A 23,683-nucleotide genomic window follows, 5' to 3' on the forward strand; every position below is an offset into this window, starting at 1 on the left:
AAATGTTAGCTGCACTGAGCTTTATTCATTAAATAATGATCTAATAAAACACAATTCATCATTGCTTCTCCTACAGGGACCGCACGAATACCAACGCAAGGATCATGCCTACCTTTAACAGAAATCTTGGTATTTTTTCCATACTTATCTATGGTTTTTCTCGTTGTTAAAATGGATGAAGTTGGCTTAACAGCAAATGAAGCAATAATTTCTTGTCCTGTTGAAATTCCACCAAGTATTCCACCTGCATTATTAGAATTAAATTTTAATTTTTTACCTTTTTGTGAAATTTCATCTGAGTTTTGTTCTCCACTTAATTGTGCAGAATTCATTCCAGAACCAATATTGACGCCTTTAACAGCATTAATACTCATCATTGCAGAAGCAATATCCATATCTAATTTAGAATAAATTGGAGCGCCTAATCCAACAGGAATTCCTCTAGCTCTTACTTCAATAATCGCACCACAAGATGATCCAGATTTTCTAACATCTAATAAATATTTTTCCCAAAGTTTTAATATATTTTGGTCCGGACAAAAAAATGGATTTTTTCTAATTATTTGATCATTCCACTTAGTAGTGTTGCACCCCAGTATTCCTAATTGAGTGACAGCACCAATTACTTTAAATTTTTTACCTAACTTTTTTTCTAAAACTTTTTTAGCAACTGCACCTGCCGCAACTCTTGCAGCTGTCTCTCTTGCAGAAGATCTTCCGCCACCTCTATAGTCTCTTATTCCATATTTTTTAAAGTATGTGAAATCTGCATGACCAGGTCTAAACTTATCTTTAATATTTCCATAATCTTTTGATCTCATGTCTTTGTTATAAATAATTAGAGAAATAGGTGTCCCAGTAGTTTTGCCGTCAAACACTCCTGATAATATTTGAACTTTATCGTCTTCTTTTCTCTGTGTTGTAAATTTTGACTGTCCTGGCTTTCTTTTATCGAGTTCAACCTGGATATCCTGTTCATTTAAGATTATATTGGGTGGACATCCATCAATAACACATCCTAATGCAGGACCATGAGATTCTCCCCATGTTGTGAAACGAAATTGCTTTCCAAACGTATTAAATGACATTATCTATATTATATAGATTATTTTGTTAAAATTATGAATCAAAAAAACTCATTAGGCCTTAATAACTGCTTTTTAGATAAAAATGATCCAATAGATTTATTTGAAGCCTGGATGAACGAAGCAAAAAAAACTGAATCAAATGATCCAAATGCATTAGCGTTAGGAACTTCTGATCAAAATAACTCTCCATCAGTTAGGATGGTTTTATTAAAAGACTTCAATAAAGATGGATTTGTTTTTTACACTAACTTAAATAGTCAAAAGGGCAATGAATTAAAAAATAACCCAAAGGCAGCTATGTGCTTTCATTGGAAAAGCCTTTTAAGACAAGTAAGAATTAATGGAACAGTTCAAAAGGTCTCTGACAAAGTAGCAGACGAATATTACAGCACTAGAGGTTATGAAAGTAGAATTGGTGCATGGGCCTCAAAGCAAAGTTCTGTATTGAGTAATAGAGATGAACTTTTAAGTTCAATCGATAAATATAAAAAAAAATATAATAATCAAAATGAAGTCCCAAGGCCAGATCATTGGTCAGGATGGATTTTAATTCCTAAAAATATAGAGTTTTGGTTGGATGGTGACAGTAGAATTCATGAAAGACTCAAATATATTAAAGATGATGTTGGCAATTGGAGAAAGTCTTTATTGAGTCCTTAGAAAGTTCTTTCTAAACTAAACGAAGTAAGGTTTTCCAAATTTTTTTTTTCATCACTATCTTTGAATACCGTTAGAGAATTTGAGGCAAGGTTAATAAAATGCTCGGCTTTTTTATAACATTCTTTGATTATGTTATATTTCTTAATAAGTTCTAAAGTAAATTTTAAATCTTCATCTGATCTTATTTCTTGTTTGAAAATATTCTTTAATTTTTCTTTTTCTATAGAAGTTACACTTTGAAACAATAGAATTATAGGTAGAGTAATTTTACCTTCAAAAAAATCTTTACCTATTATTTTACCAAAAAGTTTTAGATCAGAATTATAATCTAAAGTATCGTCAGCAATTTGAAATGTTAAACCTAAGTTTTTTCCATAAAACTCTAGTGCTTCTTTTTCCTTCGTCTCTTTATTAGATAAAATTGCACCAACTTTAGTTGCAGCGGAGAAAAGTTCAGCTGTTTTTGCTGTAATAATTTTAAAATAGGTTTCCTCTAACATATCAACTTCACCCTTGTGTTGTAGTTGTAATACTTCTCCCTGAGCAATCTTTGAAGAAGTTGAGGATAAAAGTTTTAAAACTTCTATATTTCCATCATCAACCATCATCTCAAAACATCTACTTAAAAGATAGTCTCCAATTAATACAGAAGAGTGATTCCCCCAAATTGAATTTAATGTTTTTTTACCCCTTCTAATATTTCCAAGATCAATGACATCATCATGCATTAAAGTTGCCCCATGTATCATCTCTACACATGCAGCTAAATTAATGTCTCGGCCTCCTTTAGTGTAGCCACACAACTTAGCAGAACCAAGAGTTAATAAAGCTCTTAATCTTTTTCCACCTGAGTCAATATGATATTCAGTCATTTTTTGAACCAGTTCAACTTCACTCAAGAGTTTTGATTTAATTTTTTCTTCAACTAAAACTAATTTTTCATCAACAGAATCCTTTAGCTGAAAATAAGAATTGTTTATTTGGTTTTTAAGCTGGACTACTGTTCCCATAAAAAATAAGTTAGTATAATTAAGTTATATTTATTACTTATCAATTGACGCACCTTAATCTTCAACTATAAGTAGGCTTTATATTAAATCAAAAATTCTATAAGGATTAACAATGTTCTCTTTTTTTAAAAAGAAAAAAATAATAGCTCATATCAAGCTAAATGGTGTGATTGGTAATGCTGGAAAGTTTAAACAAGGCATAGATTTTGCAGGACAAGAAGAGATTATAGAAAAAGCTTTTTCACTAAAAAAAGCTAAAGCAGTTGCAATTACAATCAATTCACCAGGTGGATCACCCGTACAATCACATTTAATCTATAAATTTATTCGAGCTCAAGCTAAAAAAAACAAAATAAAAGTAATAGTATTTGCAGAAGATGTTGCAGCTTCTGGTGGATACTTAATAGCTTGTGCAGGTGATGAGATATATGCAAATTCAAGCTCAATTATTGGATCTATAGGAGTTATTTATTCATCATTTGGATTTACAGAATTGATTAAAAAAATCGGTGTTGAAAGAAGAGTTCATACTGCAGGGAAAAATAAAAGTTCACTAGATCCATTTCAAGAAGAAAAGTCAGAAGATATTGAGAGACTTAAGAACATTCAATTAGACCTACATAAAGACTTTATTAAAGTTGTAGAAGAAAGCAGAGGATCTAAACTTAAAAAAGATGGTATTGAATTATTCTCAGGAGAGTTTTGGGCAGGCAGCAAATCAAAAGAGCTAGGTTTGATTGATGGATTGGGTAACGCTAATGAAATTTTAAAAGAAAAATTTGGTGAAGACGTTGTTATTAAAAAATTTGAAAAATCTAAAGGTTGGTTAAGTAAAAGACTTTCATCTTCTAGTAATCAAATGGATCAACTAGCAAATATTTTAGAGGAAAGATCTATCTGGCAAAGATATGGCTTCTAAAGAAAAAATTATAAAACCTAAATTTCAATCATTTCAAGATACTATTTTGAATCTTCAAAAATATTGGGGTAAACATGGTTGTGTTATTCTTCAACCTTATGACGTTGAAGTAGGGGCTGGAACCTTTCATCCTGCTACAACCTTAAGATCTCTAGGGTCTAAACCTTGGAAAGCAGCATATGTGCAACCATCAAGAAGACCTACTGATGGAAGGTATGGAGAGAACCCCAATAGATTACAACATTACTATCAATTTCAAGTTTTAATAAAACCGTCACCAGACAATATCAAAAAACTTTATTTAAATAGTTTGGCTGTAATTGGTATTAATCATAAAGAACATGACATTAGATTTGTTGAAGATGATTGGGAAAGTCCAACTTTAGGTGCGGCAGGTTTAGGATGGGAAGTTTGGTGTGATGGAATGGAAATTACTCAATTTACATATTTCCAACAGATGGCCGGATTTGAATGTAAACCTGTTTCAGTTGAAATTACATATGGTCTTGAAAGAATTTGCATGTTTACTCAGCAAATGAAAAATGTTTATGATCTGTTATGGAATAATGAAGGTGTAAAATATGGGGATGTATTTCTTCAAGCAGAAAAAGAATTTTCAGCATATAATTTTGAACACGCTAATACAGATAATCTATTCAAAATGTTTGATATGCTTGAGCTTGAAGCAAAAGCATTGGTAGAAAAAAAAATTTCACTACCCGCATATGATCAATGTTTAAAAGCAAGTCATGTATTTAACATTTTAGATGCAAGAGGAGTTATAAGTGTTGCTCAAAGAGCCGAATACATTGGGCGAATTAGAGATATCACAAAAGCAGTTGCTGAGAGTTGGTTGAGTAGTCAAATAGATTAATGTCAGAATTTTTTTTAGAACTATTTAGTGAAGAGATACCAGCTGGTTTACAGCGTAATTCACGTAATGCCTTGATTGCAAGCTTTCAGAAATTATTTGAAGAAAAACAAATTTTGTTTAAAAAGAGTTCATCTTTTTCAACACCAAATCGCCTTATAGTTCTCTTCGAGGGGCTATCTAAAGAAATAACCCAAAAAGCTGAAGAAATAAAAGGACCAAATGTTAATGCTCCAGAAAAAGCTATAGAAGGTTTTTTAAGATCAAATCAGATAGATAAAAAAAACTTACTTAAAAAAAAAGTTGAAAAAGGAGAGTTTTATTTCTTTAAGAAACCTTCGAAAAAGATTAACACAATTAATTTACTAGAAGAACATGTACCCATAGTTATTGATAAACTTCAATGGAAAAAATCAATGAAATGGGGAAATTACAGTCTTAATTGGGCAAGGCCCCTGAAGTCTATTCTTGCTGTTTTTGGTGGTAAAAGTTTGAACTTTAAATTTCATCACTTAACATCTTCAAATACAACATTTACTGACAAAGAATTTGAAGATAAGCAAAAAATATTTAAAGATTTTAAAAGTTATAAAATTTTTTTCAAACAATCAGGCATAATTATAGATCATAACTTAAGAAAAGAATTTATTGTTAAAGAATTTGAAAAAATATCTAATAAAAAAAAATTCACTATCGAATCTAATAATAAACTTTTAGATGAAGTTACAGACATAGTTGAGCGGCCTAATGTCTTAATATGTAATTTTGATGAAAAATTTTTGAGTATTCCAAAAGAGATTTTAATAATTACAATGCAATTTCATCAAAAATATTTTCCAACTTTTGACAAAAAGGGTAAAATTACGAATAAATTTTTAGTAGTAGCAAATAATAAAGATATAGAGGGCTTCATAAAAGTAGGAAATGAAAGAGTTGTAGATGCAAGATTAAGTGATGCTCAATTTTTTTGGGATAAAAATAAATCTCAAAATTTAGTTAAGCAAGTATCAAAACTAAAAACTATGAATTATTTTAAAGGTTTAGGATCTTATTTTGATAAGATTCAAAGAATGAGAAAACTTGGAGGAATGATATCTGATGAGTTATTAATTAGCAAAGATCAGGTCGAACTATCAGCATCAATTTGTAAAGTTGATTTAATTTCAGATTTAGTTGGTGAATTTCCAGAGCTTCAAGGAATTATGGGCGGATATTTTGCTATGGAACAAGGTTTTGATAAAGAAATAGCTTTAGCGTTAAGTGAACACTACCTCCCAACAGGCCTTGATAGTAAAACACCTAAAAAACCATTTAGTATTGCTTTAGCTCTAACTGACAAAATTGATACATTAGTAGGATTTTTTGGAGTCAATCAAAAACCAACAAGCTCAAAAGATCCTTATGCACTAAGAAGGTCAGCATTAGGCATTATCAAATTATTAATTGATAATAATAAAGAGTTTAAGATTAAAGATCTAATTAGTTATTCGTCGTCACTACATAGAGATCAGGGTTTTGAAATATCAAATGATTTATCACAAAAAGAGTTAGCAGAATTTTTGATGGATAGGTTAAGATATTATATGAAGGAAAAAAAAATTAGAAATGACATTATTGAAGCAAGTATTAGCTCATATGGAATAGATCATATGAATAAAATATATAAAAAAGCCTCAACTTTAAATGAACTTATAAAGAAAGCAGTAGGTGAGGATATAATTGCAAGCTACAAAAGAGCATCAAACATATTAGAAAGTGAATTAAAAAATAAGGATTTGGAGTTATCAAATACAACTGACCCTGGTATTTTTAAAAATGATTTTGAGAAAAATTTATTCAAAAAAATTAATGAATTAAGAAAGTATTTTACAAATATAAATAAAGATGAAAATTACACCGAATCTCTTACAAATTTATCAGGGGCTAAAAAAGTAATTTTTGAGTTTTTTGACAATGTAAAAGTTAATGATGAAGACGCCTATATTAAAAAAAACAGATTGGAACTTTTACAAATGTTATGTAGAACCTTTGATAATTACATAAATTTTTCAAATATAGAGACTAAATAGTGAATAAATTAATTTTAAATTTTAAATCTAAAGACTCAAAAAAAATAAAAAATCCAAAAAATTTTTTAGGTGGAAAGGGTGCTAATCTTTCAGAAATGGGAAGAATTGGGCTACCCGTTCCCCCTGGATTTACAATATCGACTAAAGTTTGTGAATTATTCTATAAAGATAAAAAAAAATTAAATTCACAAATTATTAATACTATAAAAAAAGAATTAAAAGTTATTGAAAAGGAAGTTGGAAAAAAATTTGGTGATTTAAAAAACCCACTATTATTATCTGTTAGATCTGGTGCTCGAGTTTCTATGCCAGGTATGATGGACACAATTTTAAATTTAGGTTTGAATGATAAAACAGTAATTGCACTTGCAAATAAAACTTCTAACATAAGATTTGCAAAAGATAGCTATAGAAGGTTTATTCAAATGTATGGAAATGTTGTAATGGGAGTTGAAGGTTATCATTTTGAGGAATTAATTGAAAACTACAAATTAACTAAAGGTGTTCTTTTAGATACCGATTTAGATGCAGATGATTGGGAAGGTCTAATAAATGATTTTAAAAAAGTTGTTAAAGATCAAACGAAAAAAGATTTTCCTCAAAATGTGTATGATCAATTATTAGGCGCCATTAGTGCTGTTTTTTTATCTTGGGAAAGCAATAGAGCAAAAGTTTATAGAAAATTAAATCAGATTCCTGCTGAGTGGGGAACGGCTGTTAATGTTCAGTCTATGGTATTTGGTAACATGGGCGATGATTGTGCAACTGGTGTTGTCTTTACAAGAAATCCATCAGATGGTGTTAATGAAGTTTATGGTGAATACTTAATTAATGCACAAGGAGAAGATGTTGTAGCAGGAACAAGAACACCTCAATACATTACAAAAAAAGCTAGAAAAGATGCAAAAGCAAAAGAAGCTTCAATGGAAGAGTCTATGCCTAAAGTATTTAAGCAATTAGACAAAATTTTAAAAGTTTTAGAAAAATATTACAAAGATATGCAAGATGTGGAATTCACTGTTGAGAATAATAAATTGTGGATGCTACAAACAAGGTCTGGCAAAAGAACTTCAAAATCTTCAGTTAGGATAGCAGTGGATATGGTTAAAGAAAAATTAATTTCAAAAAAAGAAGCAGTAATGAGAATAGACCCAAGTTCTTTAGATACATTGTTACACCCAACATTAGATGAAAAAAGTTTAGTAAATGTTATAGCAAGTGGATTGCCAGCCTCACCTGGTGCTGCTAGTGGTAAAGTTGTCTTTTCATCTGAAGAAGCTGAGAGATTAAATGATATGATGCAAAACACTATCTTGGTGAGAGTTGAAACATCACCAGAAGATATTCATGGAATGCATGCCGCTAAAGGAATTTTAACAGCAAGAGGTGGGATGACTAGTCATGCTGCAGTTGTGGCAAGAGGTATGGGCAGACCTTGTGTATCTGGGTCTAGTGAAATTGATATTAATTATGAAGCTAAAATTTTTAAAACATCCTCTATCGAAGTTAAAGAAGGAGACATTATTACAATTGATGGCTCAACAGGTAGAATTATCTTAGGAGAAGTACCAACAGTTAAACCAGAAATATCTGGATACTTTTCAAAATTGATGAGTTGGGCTGATAGTTTTAGAAAACTAAAAGTTAGAACTAACTCAGAAACACCACTTGATACCAAAACTGCACGAGATTTTGGAGCGGAGGGTATCGGTCTTTGTAGAACAGAACATATGTTTTTTGATGAAGAAAGAATTTTATCAGTAAGAGAAATGATTTTATCAAAAACTGTGGAGGACAGAAATAAAGCTCTAGCAAAACTTTTACCCCATCAAAGAAAAGATTTTGTTGAAATATTTAAAATTATGAGTGGTCTACCAGTTACTGTAAGATTATTAGACCCACCATTGCATGAGTTCCTCCCAAAAACTGAAAAAGAAATTAACGATGTTGCAACTGTTGTAGGTCTGCCTTTAAAAGAAATCGAATCTAGAATTAATGAATTGCATGAGCAAAACCCAATGTTAGGACACAGAGGATGCAGATTAGGAATTTCATTTCCAGAAATTTATGAAATGCAATGTAGAGCAATTTTTGAAGCTTTGTCTGAACTTAAAATAAAAAAGATTAAATCGGCATTTCCTGAAATTATGATTCCATTAGTATCGACAGAAGCTGAAATTAGAATAATGAAGGACTTAGTTATAAGGGTTGCAAAAGAAGTTCAAAAAGATAAAAAAGTTAAAGTTGATTTTTTAGTTGGCACTATGATTGAATTACCAAGAGCAGCTATTAAAGCAGGTGATATCGCAAAACACGCAGAGTTCTTTAGCTTTGGTACCAATGATTTAACGCAAACAACATTTGGATTAAGTAGAGATGATAGTGGCAAATTTTTAAATGATTATATTGAAAATAAAATATTTTCTATTGATCCATTTGTATCAATTGATGATGGAGTAGGTGATTTAGTTGAAATTGCAGTAGAAAAAGGCCGAAAACAAAATAAAAAAATTAAACTTGGAATTTGTGGAGAACATGGTGGTGACCCTAAAAGTATTCACTTTTGTTCAAATGCAGGCCTAGATTATGTTTCTTGTTCACCTTATAGAGTTCCAATTGCGAGATTGGCTGCAGCCCAAGCAGAGCTGTCTAAAAAAAATTAAATTTCTAATTTAAAATCTATAGCAGGCACACTATGAGTGATGCTACCAATAGAAATTCTATCAACACCAGTTGCTGCAATTTTTTTAACTGATTTCAGAGTTACATTTCCTGAAGCTTCAGTTTCATAATATTTTTTGGCTAATTTAACACCAGCTTTAAGTGTTTTGTTGCCCATATTATCAAATAGGACTGTATTAAATTTTAGACCCATTATTTGTTTAAGCTGATTTAAATTATCAACTTCAACTGTGATTTTTCTTCCTTTTTTATTTTTGATTGCAAGAGACACTAAAGTTTTAATATCAGAGCTTGCAATGTGATTATCTTTAATAAGAAATTCATCACTTAAGTTGAATCTATGGTTTGTACCACCACCTAACTTAACAGCATATTTTTGTATTACCCTTAAGGTTGGAGTCGTTTTTCTAGTACAACAAATTTTACACTTTTTATTAACCAATTTAACAAATTGATTAGTTTTAGTGGCAATTCCAGAGATATGACTGATAAAATTTAAAGCAACTCTTTCACCAATTAAGATATTTTCTGCCTTACCTTCAATTGTTGCAATCAGTTCATTTTTTTTAACTAATGAACCTTCTTTTTTCTTAACGGTAAATTTAATTTTGCTATCTATTAATTTAAATGTTTGTTTAGCAAACTCTAATCCAGCAACCACTGCTTGTTGATTAGAAATTAATTTAATTTTTATGATGTTTTTATTCTTTACTAAGTTTGAGGTAATATCACCAGAAGGATATAAATCTTCATTTAAAGCAAGCTTTACAATATTCTTGATATAATAATTACTTAATTTAATTTGAGACACTTTTATTATCTGCCTATTGCAGCCATTCTTTCAACGGGAATTCTTGCTTTTTCTATTGTCTCTTTATCCATTATGATTTCACCTGTTTCATTTTCTAGGCAATCTAAAATTTTTGGTAATGTAATTTTTTTCATATGAGGACAAAGGTTACACGGTCTAATAAATTCTACATTTGGGTTTTCTACTTGAATATTGTCACTCATTGAACATTCAGTAACCATCATAACTTTTTTAGGTTGATTGTCCTTAACATATTTAATCATTCCACCAGTTGACCCAGCAAAGTCACTTGCTTTAATTACATCGGGTGGACATTCTGGATGAGCTATTATTTTGATACCAGGATTTTTTGCTCTAATATCATGTATTTCTTTTTCAGTGAACTGGTCATGAACCATACAAATACCTTTCCAAGCGATAATTTCAACATTAGTTTGAGAGGCAACATATTTTGCTAAGTAATCATCTGGTAAAAAAATAACTTTTTTAACACCAAGAGATTCTACAATTTTAACTGCATTTGCTGATGTGCAGCAAATATCTGTTTCAGCTTTTACATCTGCAGAAGTGTTTACATACGAGACAACAGGTACACCTGGGTATTTTTCTTTTAATAATTTTACATCTTTACCTGTTATTGATGATGATAAAGAACAACCAGCCGTCATATCAGGAAGTAAAACTTTTTTTTCAGGACTCATCAACTTAGATGTCTCGGCCATGAAGTGAACTCCTGCCATTACAATAATATCAGCCGTAGTTTTTGAAGCCTCAATTGCAAGAGCTAGCGAGTCTGCAGCAACATCTGCAATACCATGATAAATTTCTGGTGTTTGATAATTGTGAGCAAGTATAATTGCATTTTTTTCTTTTTTTAATTGATTAATTCTATGAATATAAGGAGCATGAACTGACCATTCAATCTCAGGCATAACCTTTGAGATTTTTTGATAAATAGGATCAGTTGCTATTCTTACTTCTGGTGTAAATTCCATGTCAAAACTTATCAATTAGGTTAATACTTGTCATTCCTTATTATGCCACACTACTATATCCAATGAGGCATTTTTATTCTTAAAACTGCATTTTCACTTTTTAATTCACTGTCTTTTTTAAAGTTTTCATCTAGATATTTGATTAATCCAAAAGGATATTCATCATTAATCAATACTTTACCTATTTCAATATGCTTAGCATAAATTGAAGCACCTTCAGTTAATTTTCCACTGATTAATTGTATAGCTAATAATCTTTTAGAAAGTTTGTTTTTTAGTTTTATTCTGGCTGTATTTTCTTGTCCAACATAACAGCCTTTTTTAAAATCTATTCCATTTAACTCCTCAAAATTACACTCAATTCCAAATAATTTATTTTGTAATTTATTCATTTCTTTTTGAGCAATTCCTAATTCATGACTTAATTCATAATATTCATTAATTGGGGAATCTTTTAGCTCTAATTTTTTTAAAGACAGGTAAAGTTTTTCTAAATTAATAATAAGCCTTGCACCTAGGTCTTTATTTCTTGGGTCTAATAAAATAGGGTCTTCCCTATATTTTATTGTGTTTCCAAGTTGATTCTTGGCACCTTCAAATTTTAAAAACTTTTCACGACTAAATGCTGCAATTACAAATTCATTGCTTAAATTCATAATTTCAACTTTTGATCTAAGCTTGTAGATACTCAGTTGCTTAAAGAGAGCCTCTGTTTGAGATTTTTCACAATCTATGAAATAACCAGACTTATGTTTTACAACAATAAAAGCAAATAGAAATTTTCCTTGAGGAGTTAGTAGTGATGCAAAACAACTATTGTCTTCATTAACTTTATTAATGTCATTACTAATCATATTTTGTAAAAATTCATTAGCATCTGCTCCATTTATGTAGAGAATTCCTCTATCTTCTAAAATATATACTTTCTGCATATTCATAATTGATTGATACATGGATATGATATAATTACTTTTTTCTTAAATGTTAGATATAATAATTAAAAATGGCTCATGCTACATAGATAGAGATCTTAAAGATCAAGATATAGCCATTAAAGACGGTAAAATTATAAAAATCGGCAAAATTGACAGTGAAGCGAAAGAGACTTTTGATGCTAAAGGATTAACAGTTTTACCAGGGTGCATTGATACACAAACTCATTTTAGAGAGCCTGGGTCAACAGATACAGAAGATTTATACTCAGGAAGTAGGGCTGCAATAGTAGGTGGCATAACAAGTGTGTTTGAGATGCCAAACACTAATCCACCAACATCCACAAAGGTAGAATTTCAAAAAAAATTAGATTTAGCTAAAAATAGAATGTATTGCAATTACGCATTTTATTTTGGAGCAACAGCTGATAACGCAAATGAGTTAGCAGATTTGGTAAATTTAGAGGGTTGTTGTGGAATTAAACTTTTTGCTGGATCGTCAACTGGAAACCTTTTAGTTGCTGAGGAAGAGGATATTGAAAAAGTATTTCAAAGTAGCTCAAAAGTTGTTGCAGTGCATTCTGAAGATGAGGCAATTTTAAATATTAATAAAAAGTTAATTAAAGATGGAGATGTTCATTCACACCCAATTTGGAGAAGTGATGAATGTGCAATCTCATCTACCAGAAGAATAGTTAGAATTGCTGAGCGATATAAGAAAAAAGCACATATTCTTCATATTACTACAAAAGAGGAGATTGATTTTTTATCACAACATAAAGGCAACATAACATTTGAGATTACCCCACAACATTTAACAATCTATGCTCCAGATTGTTATGATAAACTTGGAACTTATGCTCAAATGAATCCACCTTTAAGAGACAAATCCCATTATGATAGATTGTGGTATGGAGTAAAAAATAATCTTAATGACACGATTGGTTCTGATCACGCTCCACACTTAAAAGAAAACAAAGAAAAAAAATATCCAAACTCACCATCTGGCATGCCTGGTGTTCAAACACTTTTACCAGTTATGTTAAATCATGTTAATGATGGAAAGTTAACTTTAGAGCAATTGATGAATTCTATATGTGAAAATCCAATTAAGATTTTTGGAATTAAAAACAAAGGTTTTATAAAAGAAGGATTTGATGCTGATTTCACAATTGTAGATATGAACAAGACAATTGAAATTAAGAATGAAAATATTGAAAGTAAATGTGGCTGGTCACCTTTTGATGGATATGAATTTAAAGGTACACCAGTATCAACAATTGTTAACGGTCAAGTTAAAATGAGAGATGGTAAAATTTTAGGTGATCCTGAGGGCAAGCCTTTAAAATTTTAAATAGTTTTTATAGTAAAACTATTCACAAGAATAACACCAATAACAATTAAAAATAATCCTAATATAGCCTGCCAAGATAACGATTGCTTAAAGAAAATGTATCCTAAAATTGCAATAGTGAAAATTCCAAGCCCACTCCATGTTGCATAAACAATAGCAATTGGAAGTTTATCAACTACAAATGTTAAAAGATAAAATGATGACAAATAAAAAACTGCAAGAGCAGTTGTTGGAATAACTTTAGTAAAATTCTGTGAAACAGGTAATAACAATGTTCCACTAACTTCAAAAAAAACAGCAAACATCAAAAACAAGTATGTTTTAGTCATTATTTAATAATATTATTTTTAATTAAGTCTTCTTTTATCTCGATTAAGATAGCAGGATCATCAATAGTTGCTGGCACCTTATACTCTTCATTATCAGCAATTTTTCTAATAGTTCCCCTTAATATTTTGCCAGATCTTGTTTTTGGTAGTCTCTTGATAACAATTACAATTTTAAATGCTGCTACTGGTCCAATAGCATCTCTAACCATTTTGATACATTCTTTTGAAATAGTTTCGTTATCTTTTTTAACACCTGTTTTAAGAACTACCAGACCAATTGGTAATTGTCCTTTTAATTTATCAGCGATTCCTAATACTGCACATTCTGCTACTGATTGATGTTCAGAAAGAACTTCTTCAATTGCTCCAGTTGATAATCTGTGGCCTGCAACGTTTATAATGTCATCTGTTCTAGACATAATCCAAATGTAACCATCTTCATCTATATGACCCGCATCATAAGTTTCATAATAACCATCATAATTAGTCATATAATTATCTTTATATCTTTTGTCTGCATTCCATAATGTTGGAAAGGTTCCTGGAGGCAGAGGAAGTTTAACAACTATATCTCCCATCTCATTAGGTTTTGCTAAAGTTTGATCTGGTTTCATGATTTGAACATCATATCCAGGAACTGCCTTACAAGCTGAGCCATATTTTGTTTTCATCATTTCAATTCCTGTACAATTAGAGCTAATTGCCCAACTTGTTTCAGTTTGCCACCAATGGTCAATTACTGGAACTTTTAATAAATTTTCTGCCCACTTAATGGTATCTGGGTCAGCTCTTTCACCAGCTAAAAACAATGACTCAAATTTACTTAAATCATATTTGGAAAAAAATTTGCCCTCAGGGTCTTCTTTTTTAATAGCTCTAAAAGCAGTCGGAGCAGTAAAAAGTGATTTTACTTTATAGTCAGAAATTATTTTCCAAAAAGCACCAGCATCAGGAGTGCCAACAGGTTTTCCCTCAAACAATACTGTAGTGCAACCCTTAAATAAAGGTGCATAAACAATATAAGAGTGTCCAACAATCCATCCAATATCACTTGCTGACCACCAAACATCATCTGCATCAATATTATAAATATTTTTCATAGTCCATTTAAGAGCAACTATATGTCCACCGATGTCTCTAACAATTCCTTTTGGCACACCAGTAGTTCCCGATGTATACAAAATATAAGCCAAATCATTTGAGTTCATTTCAACACAATCTACTTCTTTTGCATTTGAAAGTGCCTCACCCCAACTAATTTCTTTTGGAGCATTAAGCTCAACTGTATGATCTATTCTTTGGAATAAGATCATCTTATCTATTTTATGAGAAGCCATCTTAATTGCTGCATCAACCAATGGTTTATACTCAACAGTTTTTCCAGGTTCAAAACCACATGAAGCAGTTACTATTACTTTTGCTTTACTATCATCAATTCTGCTAGCAAGTTCATTCGAAGCAAAGCCTCCAAATACAACGGAATGGATTGCACCAATTCTTCCACATGACAACATCGCTATAACAGCCTCGGGTATCATAGGCATATAAATTATAACTCTATCACCCTTGTTTACTCCTTGATTTCTAAGTGCTCCTGCAAATTTTGAAACCTTCTCTCTTAATTCCTTGTAAGTAAACTGTTTTTTATTTCCAGTTATTGGGCTATCGTAAATTAAAGCTAGCTTATCACCTCTACCTTGGTCGATATGGATATCCAAAGCATTATAGCAAGTGTTGGTAACACCATCTTCAAACCATTTATAAAAAGGGGGATTAGATTTATTTAAAATTTTAGTTGGCTTTTTAAACCAAAAAATGTCATTTGAAATTTCTTGCCAAAAACTCTCAGGGTTTTTTAAAGAATTTTGGTAAATATCATTAAATTTTTTTGACATACGATTTGATTCTATTTTGCTATTTTTTTTGGTTATTAAATTAAAAATTGTATTAAAATTTAAAAAGTAAGTAAAATCAATACAAATTAGTCATAATTAAGACTTCTAAAAACTAAATAACTTTGATAGTTAACCCTCAACATGATTTAAGCGTTTGTTTAAGTCTAGTTTATATAAACTAAAAAAGTAAAAACTAACAAAAGAGGGAGTTTTTTATGAAAAAACTAAAATTGTTTGCTCTTACAGCTGTTGCCCTAATGGGTGTTACAGGTGCAGCAAACGCAGAGACTACGCTGTTAGCGTCTGGTGACTTTGTTGGAATCTCGTTTTGGGTGATTTCAATGGCCATGCTAGCAACAACTGCTTTCTTTTTCTTAGAAGCAGGAAGTGTTGCTTCTGGTTGGAGAACGTCAGTAATCGTTGCTGGTCTAGTAACTGGTATCGCTTTTATACATTACATGTATATGAGAGAAGTATGGGTTATGACTGGTGAATCACCAACAGTTTACAGATATATTGACTGGTTAATCACTGTTCCATTACAAATGATAGAATTTTACTTAATTCTAGCTGCTGTAGGAAAAGCAAATTCAGGAATATTCTGGAGATTGTTAATTGGTACAGTTGTAATGCTACTTGGTGGATACTTTGGAGAAGCAGGATACATTAACGCTACACTTGGTTTTGTTATCGGTATGGCTGGATGGTTCTACATTCTTTATGAAGTGTTCTCAGGTGAAGCAGGTAAAGCTGCAGCAAAAAGTGGTAATAAAGGTCTTGTTACTGCATTTGGTGCAATGAGAATGATTATTACAGTAGGTTGGGCTATCTACCCATTAGGTTACGTATTTGGTTACCTAACTGGTGGTGTAGACGCTAACGCACTTAATGTTATTTATAACCTTGCTGACTTCATCAACAAGATTGCATTTGGTCTAGTAATTTGGGCTGCAGCAACGCAATCAGGTGGTAGAAAAGCTAGATAATTAGTAACACGTAAATAATTTAAGAAAGGGCGAGTACATTTCGTGTACTTGCCCTTTTTTTTAAAATTACTATATATAAATTTATGGCTAAAGTAACATACATAGAACATAGTGGAAATTCACACACCATAGAAATAGCTAATGGACTGAGTGTAATGGAAGGTGCTGTTCAAAATGATATTCCCGGAATAGATGCAGATTGTGGAGGAGGAATGGCTTGTGCTACTTGCCACGTTTATGTCAAAGAAGAATGGTTTGATAAACTTACAAAAAAAGAAGATGGAGAAGAGGATATGTTAGATATGGCGTATGAGCCTAATAAATTTAGCAGATTAAGTTGTCAATTATTAATTTCAGATAAATTAGATGGATTAATAGTTAGTCTTCCATCAAAACAAGGTTAAATGATTAAAACAGATACTCTAATAATAGGTGCAGGGCCAGTTGGATTATTTTGCGTTCATCAATTAGGAATAATTGGATTAAAATGTGAAGTAGTAGACAACCTAGATAAAATTGGTGGTCAGTGTATTGAGCTTTATCCAGATAAACCTATTTATGATATTCCTGCAGTTCCTGAATGCACAGGTGAAGAATTAACTAATAATTTAATTGAACAAATAAAAGCATTTAAAACAAACTTTCATTTAAATGAAAGAGTAGAAGAAATTAAAAAAGTTGAAAAAAAATGGATTACAAAGACTAATAAAGGGACTGAATTTGAGTCATCAAGTATAATTATAGCAGCAGGAGTAGGTTCTTTTGAGCCAAGAAAATTTCCAACAAAGGAAATTGATAAGTTTGAAGGAAAACAAATACTTTATTCAATTAAAGATAAAACAGTCTTTAAAGATAAAACAGTTACTATTTTTGGTGGAGGAGACTCAGCATTAGATTGGGCGATTGAACTTTCAAATACCTCTAAAGTTACATTGGTTCATAGAAGAGATGACTTTCGAGGAATGCAGGCAAGCATTGACAAGGCTAATCAATTAAAAGAAGAAGGAAAAATAGAAATTTATACAAAATATCAACTAGACTCTGTTCAAGGAAAAGAGAAAGTTGAAAGTATCAATATAAAGCATGATGATAATTCAATTAAAGAAATTAAAACAGATTATGTATTAGGTTTCTTTGGATTAATAATGCAACTTGGACCTATTGTGGAATGGGGTTTAAATTTAGATAAAAAAACAGTTCCAGTTAATACTGAAAGTTTTGAAACCAATAAAGAGGGAATTTTTGCAATTGGTGATATCTGCTCTTATCCTGGAAAACTTAAACTAATTCTATCAGGCTTTCATGAGGGAGCTCTTGCTGCAAGAGGATGTTTTAAATATGCAAAACCAGATGAAAAATACAGGTTTGAATTTACTACTTCTTCAAAAACAGTTAAAGAGCGACTGGGTGTAAAGGAGTGATTGAACTATTTAGTGCTGACACCCCAAATGGAAAAAAAATAAGTATATTATTAGAAGAAATAGGCTGTGATTTCAAAGTTACAGCACTGGATTTATTAAAAGATGATCAATTTAAAACTGATTTTAAAAAGATAAGTCCATTTAGTAAAATACCTGTAATTGTAGATCATAAAAATAATGAATCTATATTTGAGTCTGGAGCAATTCTTATATATTTAGCAGAAAGATATAATAAATTTTATGAAGCTAAAGATCGTAATGTTATAAACCAATGGCTGATGGCACAGATGGGAACTATAGGTCCAATGCTTGGTCAGCATCATCAGTTCCATCATTATAATCCAGGTAAAAGCCAATTTGGAGAAGAAAGGTTTTTTAAGATTGCGAAAAGACTTTATGGAGAGCTAGATGAAAGATTGTCTTCATCAAAATACTTGGCTGGGAATAATTATACAATTGCGGATATTGCAACATGGCCTTGGATTGCAAGGCATGAGTGGCATGATATTGGGCTTAAGAATTATAAAAATTTATCAAGATGGTATATTGATATATCTAAAAGAAAAGCTGTAATAAAAGGATATCAGTTTATGAATAAAAAAGAATTTCCTCCTCAACCTTAATTTTTAACCTATCAGTCTGTATATAGAGCTTAAAATACCATTTCCTGATAGCTCGATAACCAACACAATAACAACAATTAATATCAATTTTTTATTCATTAATAAAATAAATATAATAATAAAATTATCCAGATCAAAGCATAATAATAAAAAATATGTTTTTTAGCAAAAGTATAAGAAATTGAATTTTTTCTAGAGTTATTTTTTTTCATTTTTAATTATAGATCTCTTTTTTTTATAGATCCAGGATAAAAAATTCTTTGAAGATCGTCATTTGCTTTCTTTCTTGTTTCAATATCCTTTGAGTTCATTAGGCTAATTGGTCTTTTAGTGTGTTGATGGTATTTAAAAGAATCATCTCCTCTTGCTTGTTGAACATACATTGTACCCAAAACTTGATTTACATTACTGCCAATATAGCTTTGAACAACAAATCCAATTCTTCTATCATTACTTTTGTTTAATCCTGAACCATGAACTATTGTTGGATGATGTAATGACATTTGTCCTGCTTTTAGAACTAAAGGTGTTGTTTTATCTAATGGAACATTTTCAACAGTTTGACCTCTTGTTAACAAGTTACCTTCATCATATTTTTGCTCATGATGTCTGATATTATCTTTATGAGAGCCAGACCACATTCTCATACAACCATTTTCTTCATTAGTATCAGTTATTGCCAACCATGCAGTTACCCAATTATGTGGTTCTAATCCAATATATGTTGCATCTTGGTGAAAACTTACAAATCCTTTTTCATGTGGGTTTTTAATAAACAAAGTTGTTCCACAGATAAGAATATTTTTTCCAATTATGCTCTCAACAGCATCTAACATTTTAGAATTATGACAAACTTCATCGAGTATTGGAGAAATCATATGTACATAATTTCTTCCAGCTCCTTTAAGTTCATCAGGCCATTTAGTTTCAATATTTTCTATTTCTTTTCGTATCTCAAAAGCTTCATCTTTAGTTAAGACTTCTATCGGTGCCACATAACCATTATCATTATATTCTTGAAGTTGATTTGAAGATAATTTAGGCATATTATTTAATAATATTATATGAGTGCTATTATTTCTTCAATAAATTATTGCCCTGTTAAATCTGTTTCATTTCAGACAATTGAAAAGTGTAAAATTAAAAAAGATGTTGGAATTATTGGAGATAGAATTTTTGCATTTGCTAAAGATTTAGAAGCAGACAAGGCACTATTATTTGAAAAAAGCCCAGAGGAGAGAAAGGGCAAATGGAATAAAGTTTTAACTCTTAAAAATTCCCCGGTCTTAAATAAATATAACTTTTTGTTTAAGGAAAATAAATTATCACTAACTTTTAAAGATAAGGAAATTTTAACAATTAATGCAAGTGAATTAAGGGAACGTCAATTACTCTCAAATAAAATTATAGAATTAGAAAATTCTTTAAAGGAACCAATAGTTTTAATGACAAATGAAGAGTCCCCATTTTTTGATACATCAATTTCAAACAAAGTTGATTTTATTAATTCAGTTTCCCTTATAAATGTACAAAGCATCAATGATTTTCAAAAAAAGATAGATAAAAAAGTAGAAATATCTAGATTTAGAGGCAATATATGTATTGATGGAATTAAGCCCTGGAAAGAGCGAGAGTGGATAGGAAAAACTATAAAGATTAATAATATTTCCTTTAAAGTTGAAAAAAATATCCCAAGATGTGTTGCAATTAATTTAAAACCAACAACAGATGACAATTCTTTAAATTTACTTCAATCATTAAAAAAAAATTATAATCATTTTGAAATGGGAATTTATTTGACTGCACTTGATGATGGTGAAATTAATTTAGGTGATAAGGTTGAGATAATTATTTAATAAAAATATTTTATTAAGCAACTTTAAGTTGCATTTATTTTTTTGGTGTACAAACAACTTCAATTTTGTTTTAATTATTAAAATAAACTTAATAGAGGAAAAAAAATGAATAGATTTTTAAAATCGGTTGGAGCTTCTCTTGTACTTCTTTTTAGTATTTCTGCAGTTAGCGCAGAAACGTTAACTAGTAAACTAGAAGGTGGCCACAAGTTAAGACTTGGTTTTGGTACTGCTGTACCGTGGGCTTATGCTGGAGATAATGGTGAAGCCCTAGGATTTGTTAACATGATTGCATTAACAGTTCTTGAAGAAATGGGAATTACTGAACATGAAACTAAAGTATTTGAATGGTCAGGATTAATTCCAGGAATAAATGCTAATAGATCAGATATGGTTACAGGTGGTATGTATATTCTAAAAAGTAGATGTGCAAACATGAACTTTTCAGATCCAATTGGTGTATTTGGTGATGCTATGTTAGTTCCAAAAGGAAATCCTAAAGGAATTAATAACTATGCAGACGTAATCAGAACAGGTGCAAAACTTGTAACTGGTGCTGGTTTCAACACTGTTGAAGCTGCTAAAAAGTATGGTGTTCCTGAAAGTCAAATGATGTTAGTTGAAGGTGAAGTTGGAATTCTAGCTGCAATGAAAGCTGGAAGAGCAGATGTTGCTGTACAAACTTTCTTTGGTGCAAAAGAGCATGAAGAAAAAACAGGTGGTGCATTTGAAGTAACTGATCCTAAATTAATGCCTAAGGAAACTTTAAACGTAGTTGGTATTGGTTTTAGAAAAACTGATGTTGAATTTAGAGATAACTTTAATAAAGCATTAGCAAAAGTTATGGCTAACCCAGCAACTATGTTAGAAAGAGCTGGTAAGTATGGGTATGATAAAGCTCAATTACCACCTCCTGAAATGAGCACTGAGTGGGCTTGTACAACTAAATAATATAAGCAATAATAAAAATTTAATCAGGCGATGAAAAAAAGTCGCCTGATTTTTTTTTAAAATTTACTATAAAGGTTTTAACTTTGAGTTATTTTTCATTTTTAGCTGAGCATGGATCTACAATGCTATTAGGGACGGTAACTACACTTAAAGTGTTAGTTTGTGCTACTATTTTATATGTAATTATCTCTATAATTTTTGGGTTGATGCGTGTATCTAATAATTCACTTATTCAAGGAGTTGCAACAGTATATATAGAATTTTTTAGAGGAACCTCTTTACTAGTTCAACTGTTCTGGTTTTATTATGTCCTACCTTTTTTTGGTATTTCACTAGAGGCATTTACTGCTGGAGTTGTTGCAATAGGAATGAATTTTGGAGCTTATGGAGCAGAGATTGTTAGAGGTGGAATATTGGCAGTACCTAAAGGACAGTGGGAAGGAGCTCACGCATTAAATTTTAGTCCTTTTAAAAGAATGAAAAATATTATTATACCTCAAATTTTTCCAATCATACTACCTCCTGCAGCAAACTTAACAGTAGAGCTTTTGAAGGCAACAGCATTAGTGGCATTGGTCACTGTAGTAGATTTAACGTTTGAAGCAAAACAAATTAATGCAATTACATGGCTTTCAGCTCAATGTTTTGGTACCGCACTATTAATATATTATATCATTTCTAGATTCTTTTTAGTCCCATTCTTGCGATGGCTAGAGGTTCTTGCTGCTAGAAAAGTTGGGAGGGAAAAAATATAATGAATTCAGAATGGAAATGGGATTTTGCTTTTCAAATTCTACCCCAAATGTTATGGGCAACACTAAATACTATAATGGCAGCTGGCATAGGTTATGCTATTGCAGCCATTGTAGGTTTATTATTTTTATTAGGTCAAAGAACTCCATACAAAATTATAAACGTAATGGTTAGAGAAATAGTTGAATTTATTCGCTCAACTCCTCTTCTTATTCAATTGTTTTTTGTCTATTTCGTTGGCCCACAGTTTGGTATTACTCTATCTGCCTGGGTATCAGCAATGATAACAATAGGGCTTCATTTTGGAACTTATCTTTCAGAAGTTTATAGGGGAGCTCTTGAGGGTGTACCCAAAACACAATGGGAAGCTTGTAGAGCTCTAAATTTCACAACATTATATACATATCGAAGAATTGTTTTACCTCAGGCTTTTCCTATAGCAATTCCAGGCATGGGAAATTATTTAGTAGGAATTTTTAAAGATACACCACTACTTTCAACGATTGGTGTGGCAGAATTATTTCATGCAGCAACAGCTGTAGGAGGTTATCACTACCGTTATCTAGAGCCATATACTATAGTTGGAATTATTTTCTTAATTCTTTCAGTGCCAGCTGCTATGGGTATTAGAAAATTAGAAAGATCAGTAAATAAAGCACAAGGAAAGGTAAAAAGTTAAATGAGTAATCAAAAAAATTCAAGTGATATACTGGTAAAATTTTCTGATGTTACCAAACAATATGGAGATCTTATTGTTTTAGATAAACTGAATTTAGAAATAAAGAAAAATGAAATGGTTTCGATTATTGGTCCATCAGGATCAGGCAAGACAACAGTTTTAAGAGTTTTAATGACTTTAGAAAAAATTAATCAAGGTATCATTCACTTAGATGGTGAGCCATTAACACATATGCTTGAAAAAGATAAACTTGTTTTTGCTAACGAAAAGTATCTAAGAGAAAGACGTTCAAAAATAGGAATGGTGTTTCAGCAGTTTAATCTTTTCCCTCACATGACGGCTCTTCAAAATTGTATTGAAGCACCAATAGAAGTACTTGGATTGAAAAAAGACGAAGCTGAAGAAAGAGCATTAGATTTACTAGATTTAGTTGGGTTGTCAGATAAAAAAGACGAACACCCTTCAAGATTATCTGGTGGGCAACAACAAAGAGTTGCAATAGCTAGAGCTTTAGCTATGAGACCAAAAGTTATGCTTTTAGATGAAATTACATCTGCATTAGACCCCGAAGTTGTTGGTGAAGTTCTAAATGTAATTAGATCTTTAAATAAAGAGCATGATCTTACAATGATTATGGTCACACACCAGATGGGTTTTGCTAGAGAAATATCAGATCGTGTATGTTTTTTTAATGAAGGAAAGATATTTGAGCAAGGGCCTCCCAAACAGTTATTTGATAATCCTCAAAATGAAAGAACTAAACAGTTTTTACATGCAGTTCTTGATGCCAATTAAAGAA

At 31.0% G+C, this 23,683-nt stretch carries 23 protein-coding genes; 15 read left to right on the forward strand and 8 right to left on the reverse strand.

All coding sequences use genetic code 11. From position 1 onward, the window contains the following. Positions 1–5: 5 nt before the first annotated feature. Positions 6–1,088: a chorismate synthase gene (aroC, locus tag ABXT56_RS01110; protein ID WP_415300469.1), complete on the reverse strand. Its 1,083-nt coding sequence runs from the start codon at positions 1,086–1,088 to the stop codon at positions 6–8. Between the two features lie 33 nt (positions 1,089–1,121). On the opposite strand from aroC, the gene pdxH reads away from it, so the two are divergent. Further along, the gene (gene pdxH, locus ABXT56_RS01115; protein WP_415300471.1) at positions 1,122–1,748 is read left to right on the forward strand and encodes a pyridoxamine 5'-phosphate oxidase; all 627 of its coding nucleotides are present in this window, start codon (positions 1,122–1,124) and stop codon (positions 1,746–1,748) included. On the opposite strand, the gene ABXT56_RS01120 is transcribed toward pdxH, so the two are convergent. Further along, entirely contained in the window at positions 1,745–2,758 is a 1,014-nt protein-coding gene (locus tag ABXT56_RS01120) for a polyprenyl synthetase family protein (RefSeq protein ID WP_415300472.1), read from the reverse strand. The genes pdxH and ABXT56_RS01120 overlap by 4 nt on opposite strands. Positions 2,759–2,870: 112 nt before the next feature. On the opposite strand from ABXT56_RS01120, the gene ABXT56_RS01125 reads away from it, so the two are divergent. Genes ABXT56_RS01125 through ppdK form a run of 4 tightly spaced genes read left to right on the forward strand, consistent with a single transcriptional unit; the run spans position 2,871 to position 9,280 of the window. Then, the gene (locus tag ABXT56_RS01125) at positions 2,871–3,677 is read left to right on the forward strand and encodes a S49 family peptidase (protein ID WP_415300474.1); all 807 of its coding nucleotides are present in this window, start codon (positions 2,871–2,873) and stop codon (positions 3,675–3,677) included. After that, the gene (locus ABXT56_RS01130) at positions 3,667–4,551 is read left to right on the forward strand and encodes a glycine--tRNA ligase subunit alpha (protein ID WP_415300475.1); all 885 of its coding nucleotides are present in this window, start codon (positions 3,667–3,669) and stop codon (positions 4,549–4,551) included. Before ABXT56_RS01125 ends, ABXT56_RS01130 begins: the two co-directional genes overlap by 11 nt. Further along, positions 4,551–6,617: a glycine--tRNA ligase subunit beta gene (gene glyS / locus ABXT56_RS01135; RefSeq protein WP_415300476.1), complete on the forward strand. Its 2,067-nt coding sequence runs from the start codon at positions 4,551–4,553 to the stop codon at positions 6,615–6,617. Before ABXT56_RS01130 ends, glyS begins: the two co-directional genes overlap by 1 nt. Next, complete coding sequence (gene ppdK, locus ABXT56_RS01140) at positions 6,617–9,280, forward strand: pyruvate, phosphate dikinase (RefSeq protein ID WP_415300478.1); 2,664 nt, start codon at positions 6,617–6,619, stop codon at positions 9,278–9,280. Before glyS ends, ppdK begins: the two co-directional genes overlap by 1 nt. Here the strand turns inward: ppdK and nadC are convergent. The 3 genes from nadC to ABXT56_RS01155 are packed head-to-tail and all read right to left on the reverse strand — an operon-like array spanning position 9,277 to position 12,037. Beyond that, positions 9,277–10,110, reverse strand: a complete 834-nt coding sequence (nadC, locus tag ABXT56_RS01145) for a carboxylating nicotinate-nucleotide diphosphorylase (protein WP_415300480.1) — start codon at positions 10,108–10,110, stop codon at positions 9,277–9,279. The two genes, ppdK and nadC, sit on opposite strands and share 4 nt — an antisense overlap. 5 nt (positions 10,111–10,115) lie before the next feature. Further along, positions 10,116–11,105, reverse strand: a complete 990-nt coding sequence (gene nadA, locus ABXT56_RS01150) for a quinolinate synthase NadA (protein ID WP_415300482.1) — start codon at positions 11,103–11,105, stop codon at positions 10,116–10,118. 53 nt (positions 11,106–11,158) lie between these two features. Continuing rightward, complete coding sequence (locus ABXT56_RS01155) at positions 11,159–12,037, reverse strand: YgfZ/GcvT domain-containing protein (RefSeq protein WP_415300484.1); 879 nt, start codon at positions 12,035–12,037, stop codon at positions 11,159–11,161. Between the two features lie 49 nt (positions 12,038–12,086). On the opposite strand from ABXT56_RS01155, the gene ABXT56_RS01160 reads away from it, so the two are divergent. Then, the gene (locus ABXT56_RS01160) at positions 12,087–13,391 is read left to right on the forward strand and encodes a dihydroorotase (RefSeq protein WP_415300486.1); all 1,305 of its coding nucleotides are present in this window, start codon (positions 12,087–12,089) and stop codon (positions 13,389–13,391) included. On the opposite strand, the gene ABXT56_RS01165 is transcribed toward ABXT56_RS01160, so the two are convergent. Next, on the reverse strand, positions 13,388–13,720 hold the full coding sequence (locus ABXT56_RS01165) for a DMT family transporter (protein WP_415300487.1): 333 nt from the start codon (positions 13,718–13,720) through the stop codon (positions 13,388–13,390). The genes ABXT56_RS01160 and ABXT56_RS01165 overlap by 4 nt on opposite strands. Further along, entirely contained in the window at positions 13,720–15,615 is a 1,896-nt protein-coding gene (locus ABXT56_RS01170; protein WP_415300488.1) for a propionyl-CoA synthetase, read from the reverse strand. Before ABXT56_RS01170 ends, ABXT56_RS01165 begins: the two co-directional genes overlap by 1 nt. A gap of 215 nt (positions 15,616–15,830) precedes the next feature. Between ABXT56_RS01170 and ABXT56_RS01175 the strand changes: the two genes are divergently transcribed. From ABXT56_RS01175 to ABXT56_RS01190, 4 genes are all read left to right on the forward strand, one after another. After that, a complete protein-coding gene (locus ABXT56_RS01175; protein WP_415300490.1) occupies positions 15,831–16,601 on the forward strand; it encodes a bacteriorhodopsin-like in 771 nt (256 codons plus the stop codon). An 83-nt stretch (positions 16,602–16,684) separates the two neighbouring features. Continuing rightward, the gene (locus tag ABXT56_RS01180; RefSeq protein ID WP_415300492.1) at positions 16,685–17,005 is read left to right on the forward strand and encodes a 2Fe-2S iron-sulfur cluster-binding protein; all 321 of its coding nucleotides are present in this window, start codon (positions 16,685–16,687) and stop codon (positions 17,003–17,005) included. Next, complete coding sequence (locus ABXT56_RS01185) at positions 17,006–18,022, forward strand: NAD(P)/FAD-dependent oxidoreductase (RefSeq protein ID WP_415300494.1); 1,017 nt, start codon at positions 17,006–17,008, stop codon at positions 18,020–18,022. Next, positions 18,019–18,645 (forward strand): glutathione S-transferase family protein, encoded by a 627-nt coding sequence (locus ABXT56_RS01190; RefSeq protein WP_415300496.1) that lies wholly within the window; start codon positions 18,019–18,021, stop codon positions 18,643–18,645. The genes ABXT56_RS01185 and ABXT56_RS01190 overlap by 4 nt, the downstream gene beginning before the upstream one ends. 218 nt (positions 18,646–18,863) lie before the next feature. Here ABXT56_RS01190 and ABXT56_RS01195 read toward each other — a convergent pair whose 3' ends face one another. Beyond that, positions 18,864–19,691, reverse strand: coding sequence for a phytanoyl-CoA dioxygenase family protein (locus ABXT56_RS01195; protein WP_415300498.1), 828 nt, complete (start codon positions 19,689–19,691; stop codon positions 18,864–18,866). 18 nt (positions 19,692–19,709) lie between these two features. Between ABXT56_RS01195 and ABXT56_RS01200 the strand changes: the two genes are divergently transcribed. From ABXT56_RS01200 to ehuA, 5 genes are all read left to right on the forward strand, one after another. Continuing rightward, the gene (locus ABXT56_RS01200) at positions 19,710–20,501 is read left to right on the forward strand and encodes an MOSC domain-containing protein (RefSeq protein ID WP_415300500.1); all 792 of its coding nucleotides are present in this window, start codon (positions 19,710–19,712) and stop codon (positions 20,499–20,501) included. A 105-nt stretch (positions 20,502–20,606) separates the two neighbouring features. Next, positions 20,607–21,452: a transporter substrate-binding domain-containing protein gene (locus ABXT56_RS01205; protein ID WP_415300502.1), complete on the forward strand. Its 846-nt coding sequence runs from the start codon at positions 20,607–20,609 to the stop codon at positions 21,450–21,452. An 83-nt stretch (positions 21,453–21,535) separates the two neighbouring features. Continuing rightward, positions 21,536–22,207: an ectoine/hydroxyectoine ABC transporter permease subunit EhuC gene (gene ehuC / locus ABXT56_RS01210; protein WP_415300504.1), complete on the forward strand. Its 672-nt coding sequence runs from the start codon at positions 21,536–21,538 to the stop codon at positions 22,205–22,207. Then, on the forward strand, positions 22,207–22,884 hold the full coding sequence (gene ehuD / locus ABXT56_RS01215) for an ectoine/hydroxyectoine ABC transporter permease subunit EhuD (RefSeq protein ID WP_415300506.1): 678 nt from the start codon (positions 22,207–22,209) through the stop codon (positions 22,882–22,884). The genes ehuC and ehuD overlap by 1 nt, the downstream gene beginning before the upstream one ends. Continuing rightward, the gene (gene ehuA, locus ABXT56_RS01220; RefSeq protein ID WP_415300508.1) at positions 22,885–23,679 is read left to right on the forward strand and encodes an ectoine/hydroxyectoine ABC transporter ATP-binding protein EhuA; all 795 of its coding nucleotides are present in this window, start codon (positions 22,885–22,887) and stop codon (positions 23,677–23,679) included. Positions 23,680–23,683 lie beyond the last annotated feature (4 nt).

Origin of the sequence: Candidatus Pelagibacter sp. Uisw_134_02 (genome assembly GCF_047720265.1) — a bacterium.
GTDB lineage: Bacteria > Pseudomonadota > Alphaproteobacteria > Pelagibacterales > Pelagibacteraceae > Pelagibacter.

Bases quoted from the DNA above. Each gene is read 5' to 3' on its own strand.
- ehuA (WP_415300508.1), top strand. From the start codon at position 22,885: ATGAGTAATCAAAAAAATTCAAGTGATATACTGGTAAAATTTTCTGAT.
- ABXT56_RS01155 (WP_415300484.1), bottom strand. From the start codon at position 12,037: ATGCAGAAAGTATATATTTTAGAAGATAGAGGAATTCTCTACATAAAT.
- ABXT56_RS01120 (WP_415300472.1), bottom strand. From the start codon at position 2,758: ATGGGAACAGTAGTCCAGCTTAAAAACCAAATAAACAATTCTTATTTT.
- aroC (WP_415300469.1), bottom strand. From the start codon at position 1,088: ATGTCATTTAATACGTTTGGAAAGCAATTTCGTTTCACAACATGGGGA.
- ABXT56_RS01165 (WP_415300487.1), bottom strand. From the start codon at position 13,720: ATGACTAAAACATACTTGTTTTTGATGTTTGCTGTTTTTTTTGAAGTT.
- ABXT56_RS01200 (WP_415300500.1), top strand. From the start codon at position 19,710: ATGAGTGCTATTATTTCTTCAATAAATTATTGCCCTGTTAAATCTGTT.
- ABXT56_RS01125 (WP_415300474.1), top strand. From the start codon at position 2,871: ATGTTCTCTTTTTTTAAAAAGAAAAAAATAATAGCTCATATCAAGCTA.
- glyS (WP_415300476.1), top strand. From the start codon at position 4,551: ATGTCAGAATTTTTTTTAGAACTATTTAGTGAAGAGATACCAGCTGGT.
- ABXT56_RS01170 (WP_415300488.1), bottom strand. From the start codon at position 15,615: ATGTCAAAAAAATTTAATGATATTTACCAAAATTCTTTAAAAAACCCT.
- ABXT56_RS01180 (WP_415300492.1), top strand. From the start codon at position 16,685: ATGGCTAAAGTAACATACATAGAACATAGTGGAAATTCACACACCATA.
- ABXT56_RS01130 (WP_415300475.1), top strand. From the start codon at position 3,667: ATGGCTTCTAAAGAAAAAATTATAAAACCTAAATTTCAATCATTTCAA.
- ehuD (WP_415300506.1), top strand. From the start codon at position 22,207: ATGAATTCAGAATGGAAATGGGATTTTGCTTTTCAAATTCTACCCCAA.
- ABXT56_RS01205 (WP_415300502.1), top strand. From the start codon at position 20,607: ATGAATAGATTTTTAAAATCGGTTGGAGCTTCTCTTGTACTTCTTTTT.
- pdxH (WP_415300471.1), top strand. From the start codon at position 1,122: ATGAATCAAAAAAACTCATTAGGCCTTAATAACTGCTTTTTAGATAAA.
- ABXT56_RS01160 (WP_415300486.1), top strand. From the start codon at position 12,087: ATGTTAGATATAATAATTAAAAATGGCTCATGCTACATAGATAGAGAT.
- ABXT56_RS01175 (WP_415300490.1), top strand. From the start codon at position 15,831: ATGAAAAAACTAAAATTGTTTGCTCTTACAGCTGTTGCCCTAATGGGT.
- nadA (WP_415300482.1), bottom strand. From the start codon at position 11,105: ATGGAATTTACACCAGAAGTAAGAATAGCAACTGATCCTATTTATCAA.
- ABXT56_RS01195 (WP_415300498.1), bottom strand. From the start codon at position 19,691: ATGCCTAAATTATCTTCAAATCAACTTCAAGAATATAATGATAATGGT.
- ABXT56_RS01185 (WP_415300494.1), top strand. From the start codon at position 17,006: ATGATTAAAACAGATACTCTAATAATAGGTGCAGGGCCAGTTGGATTA.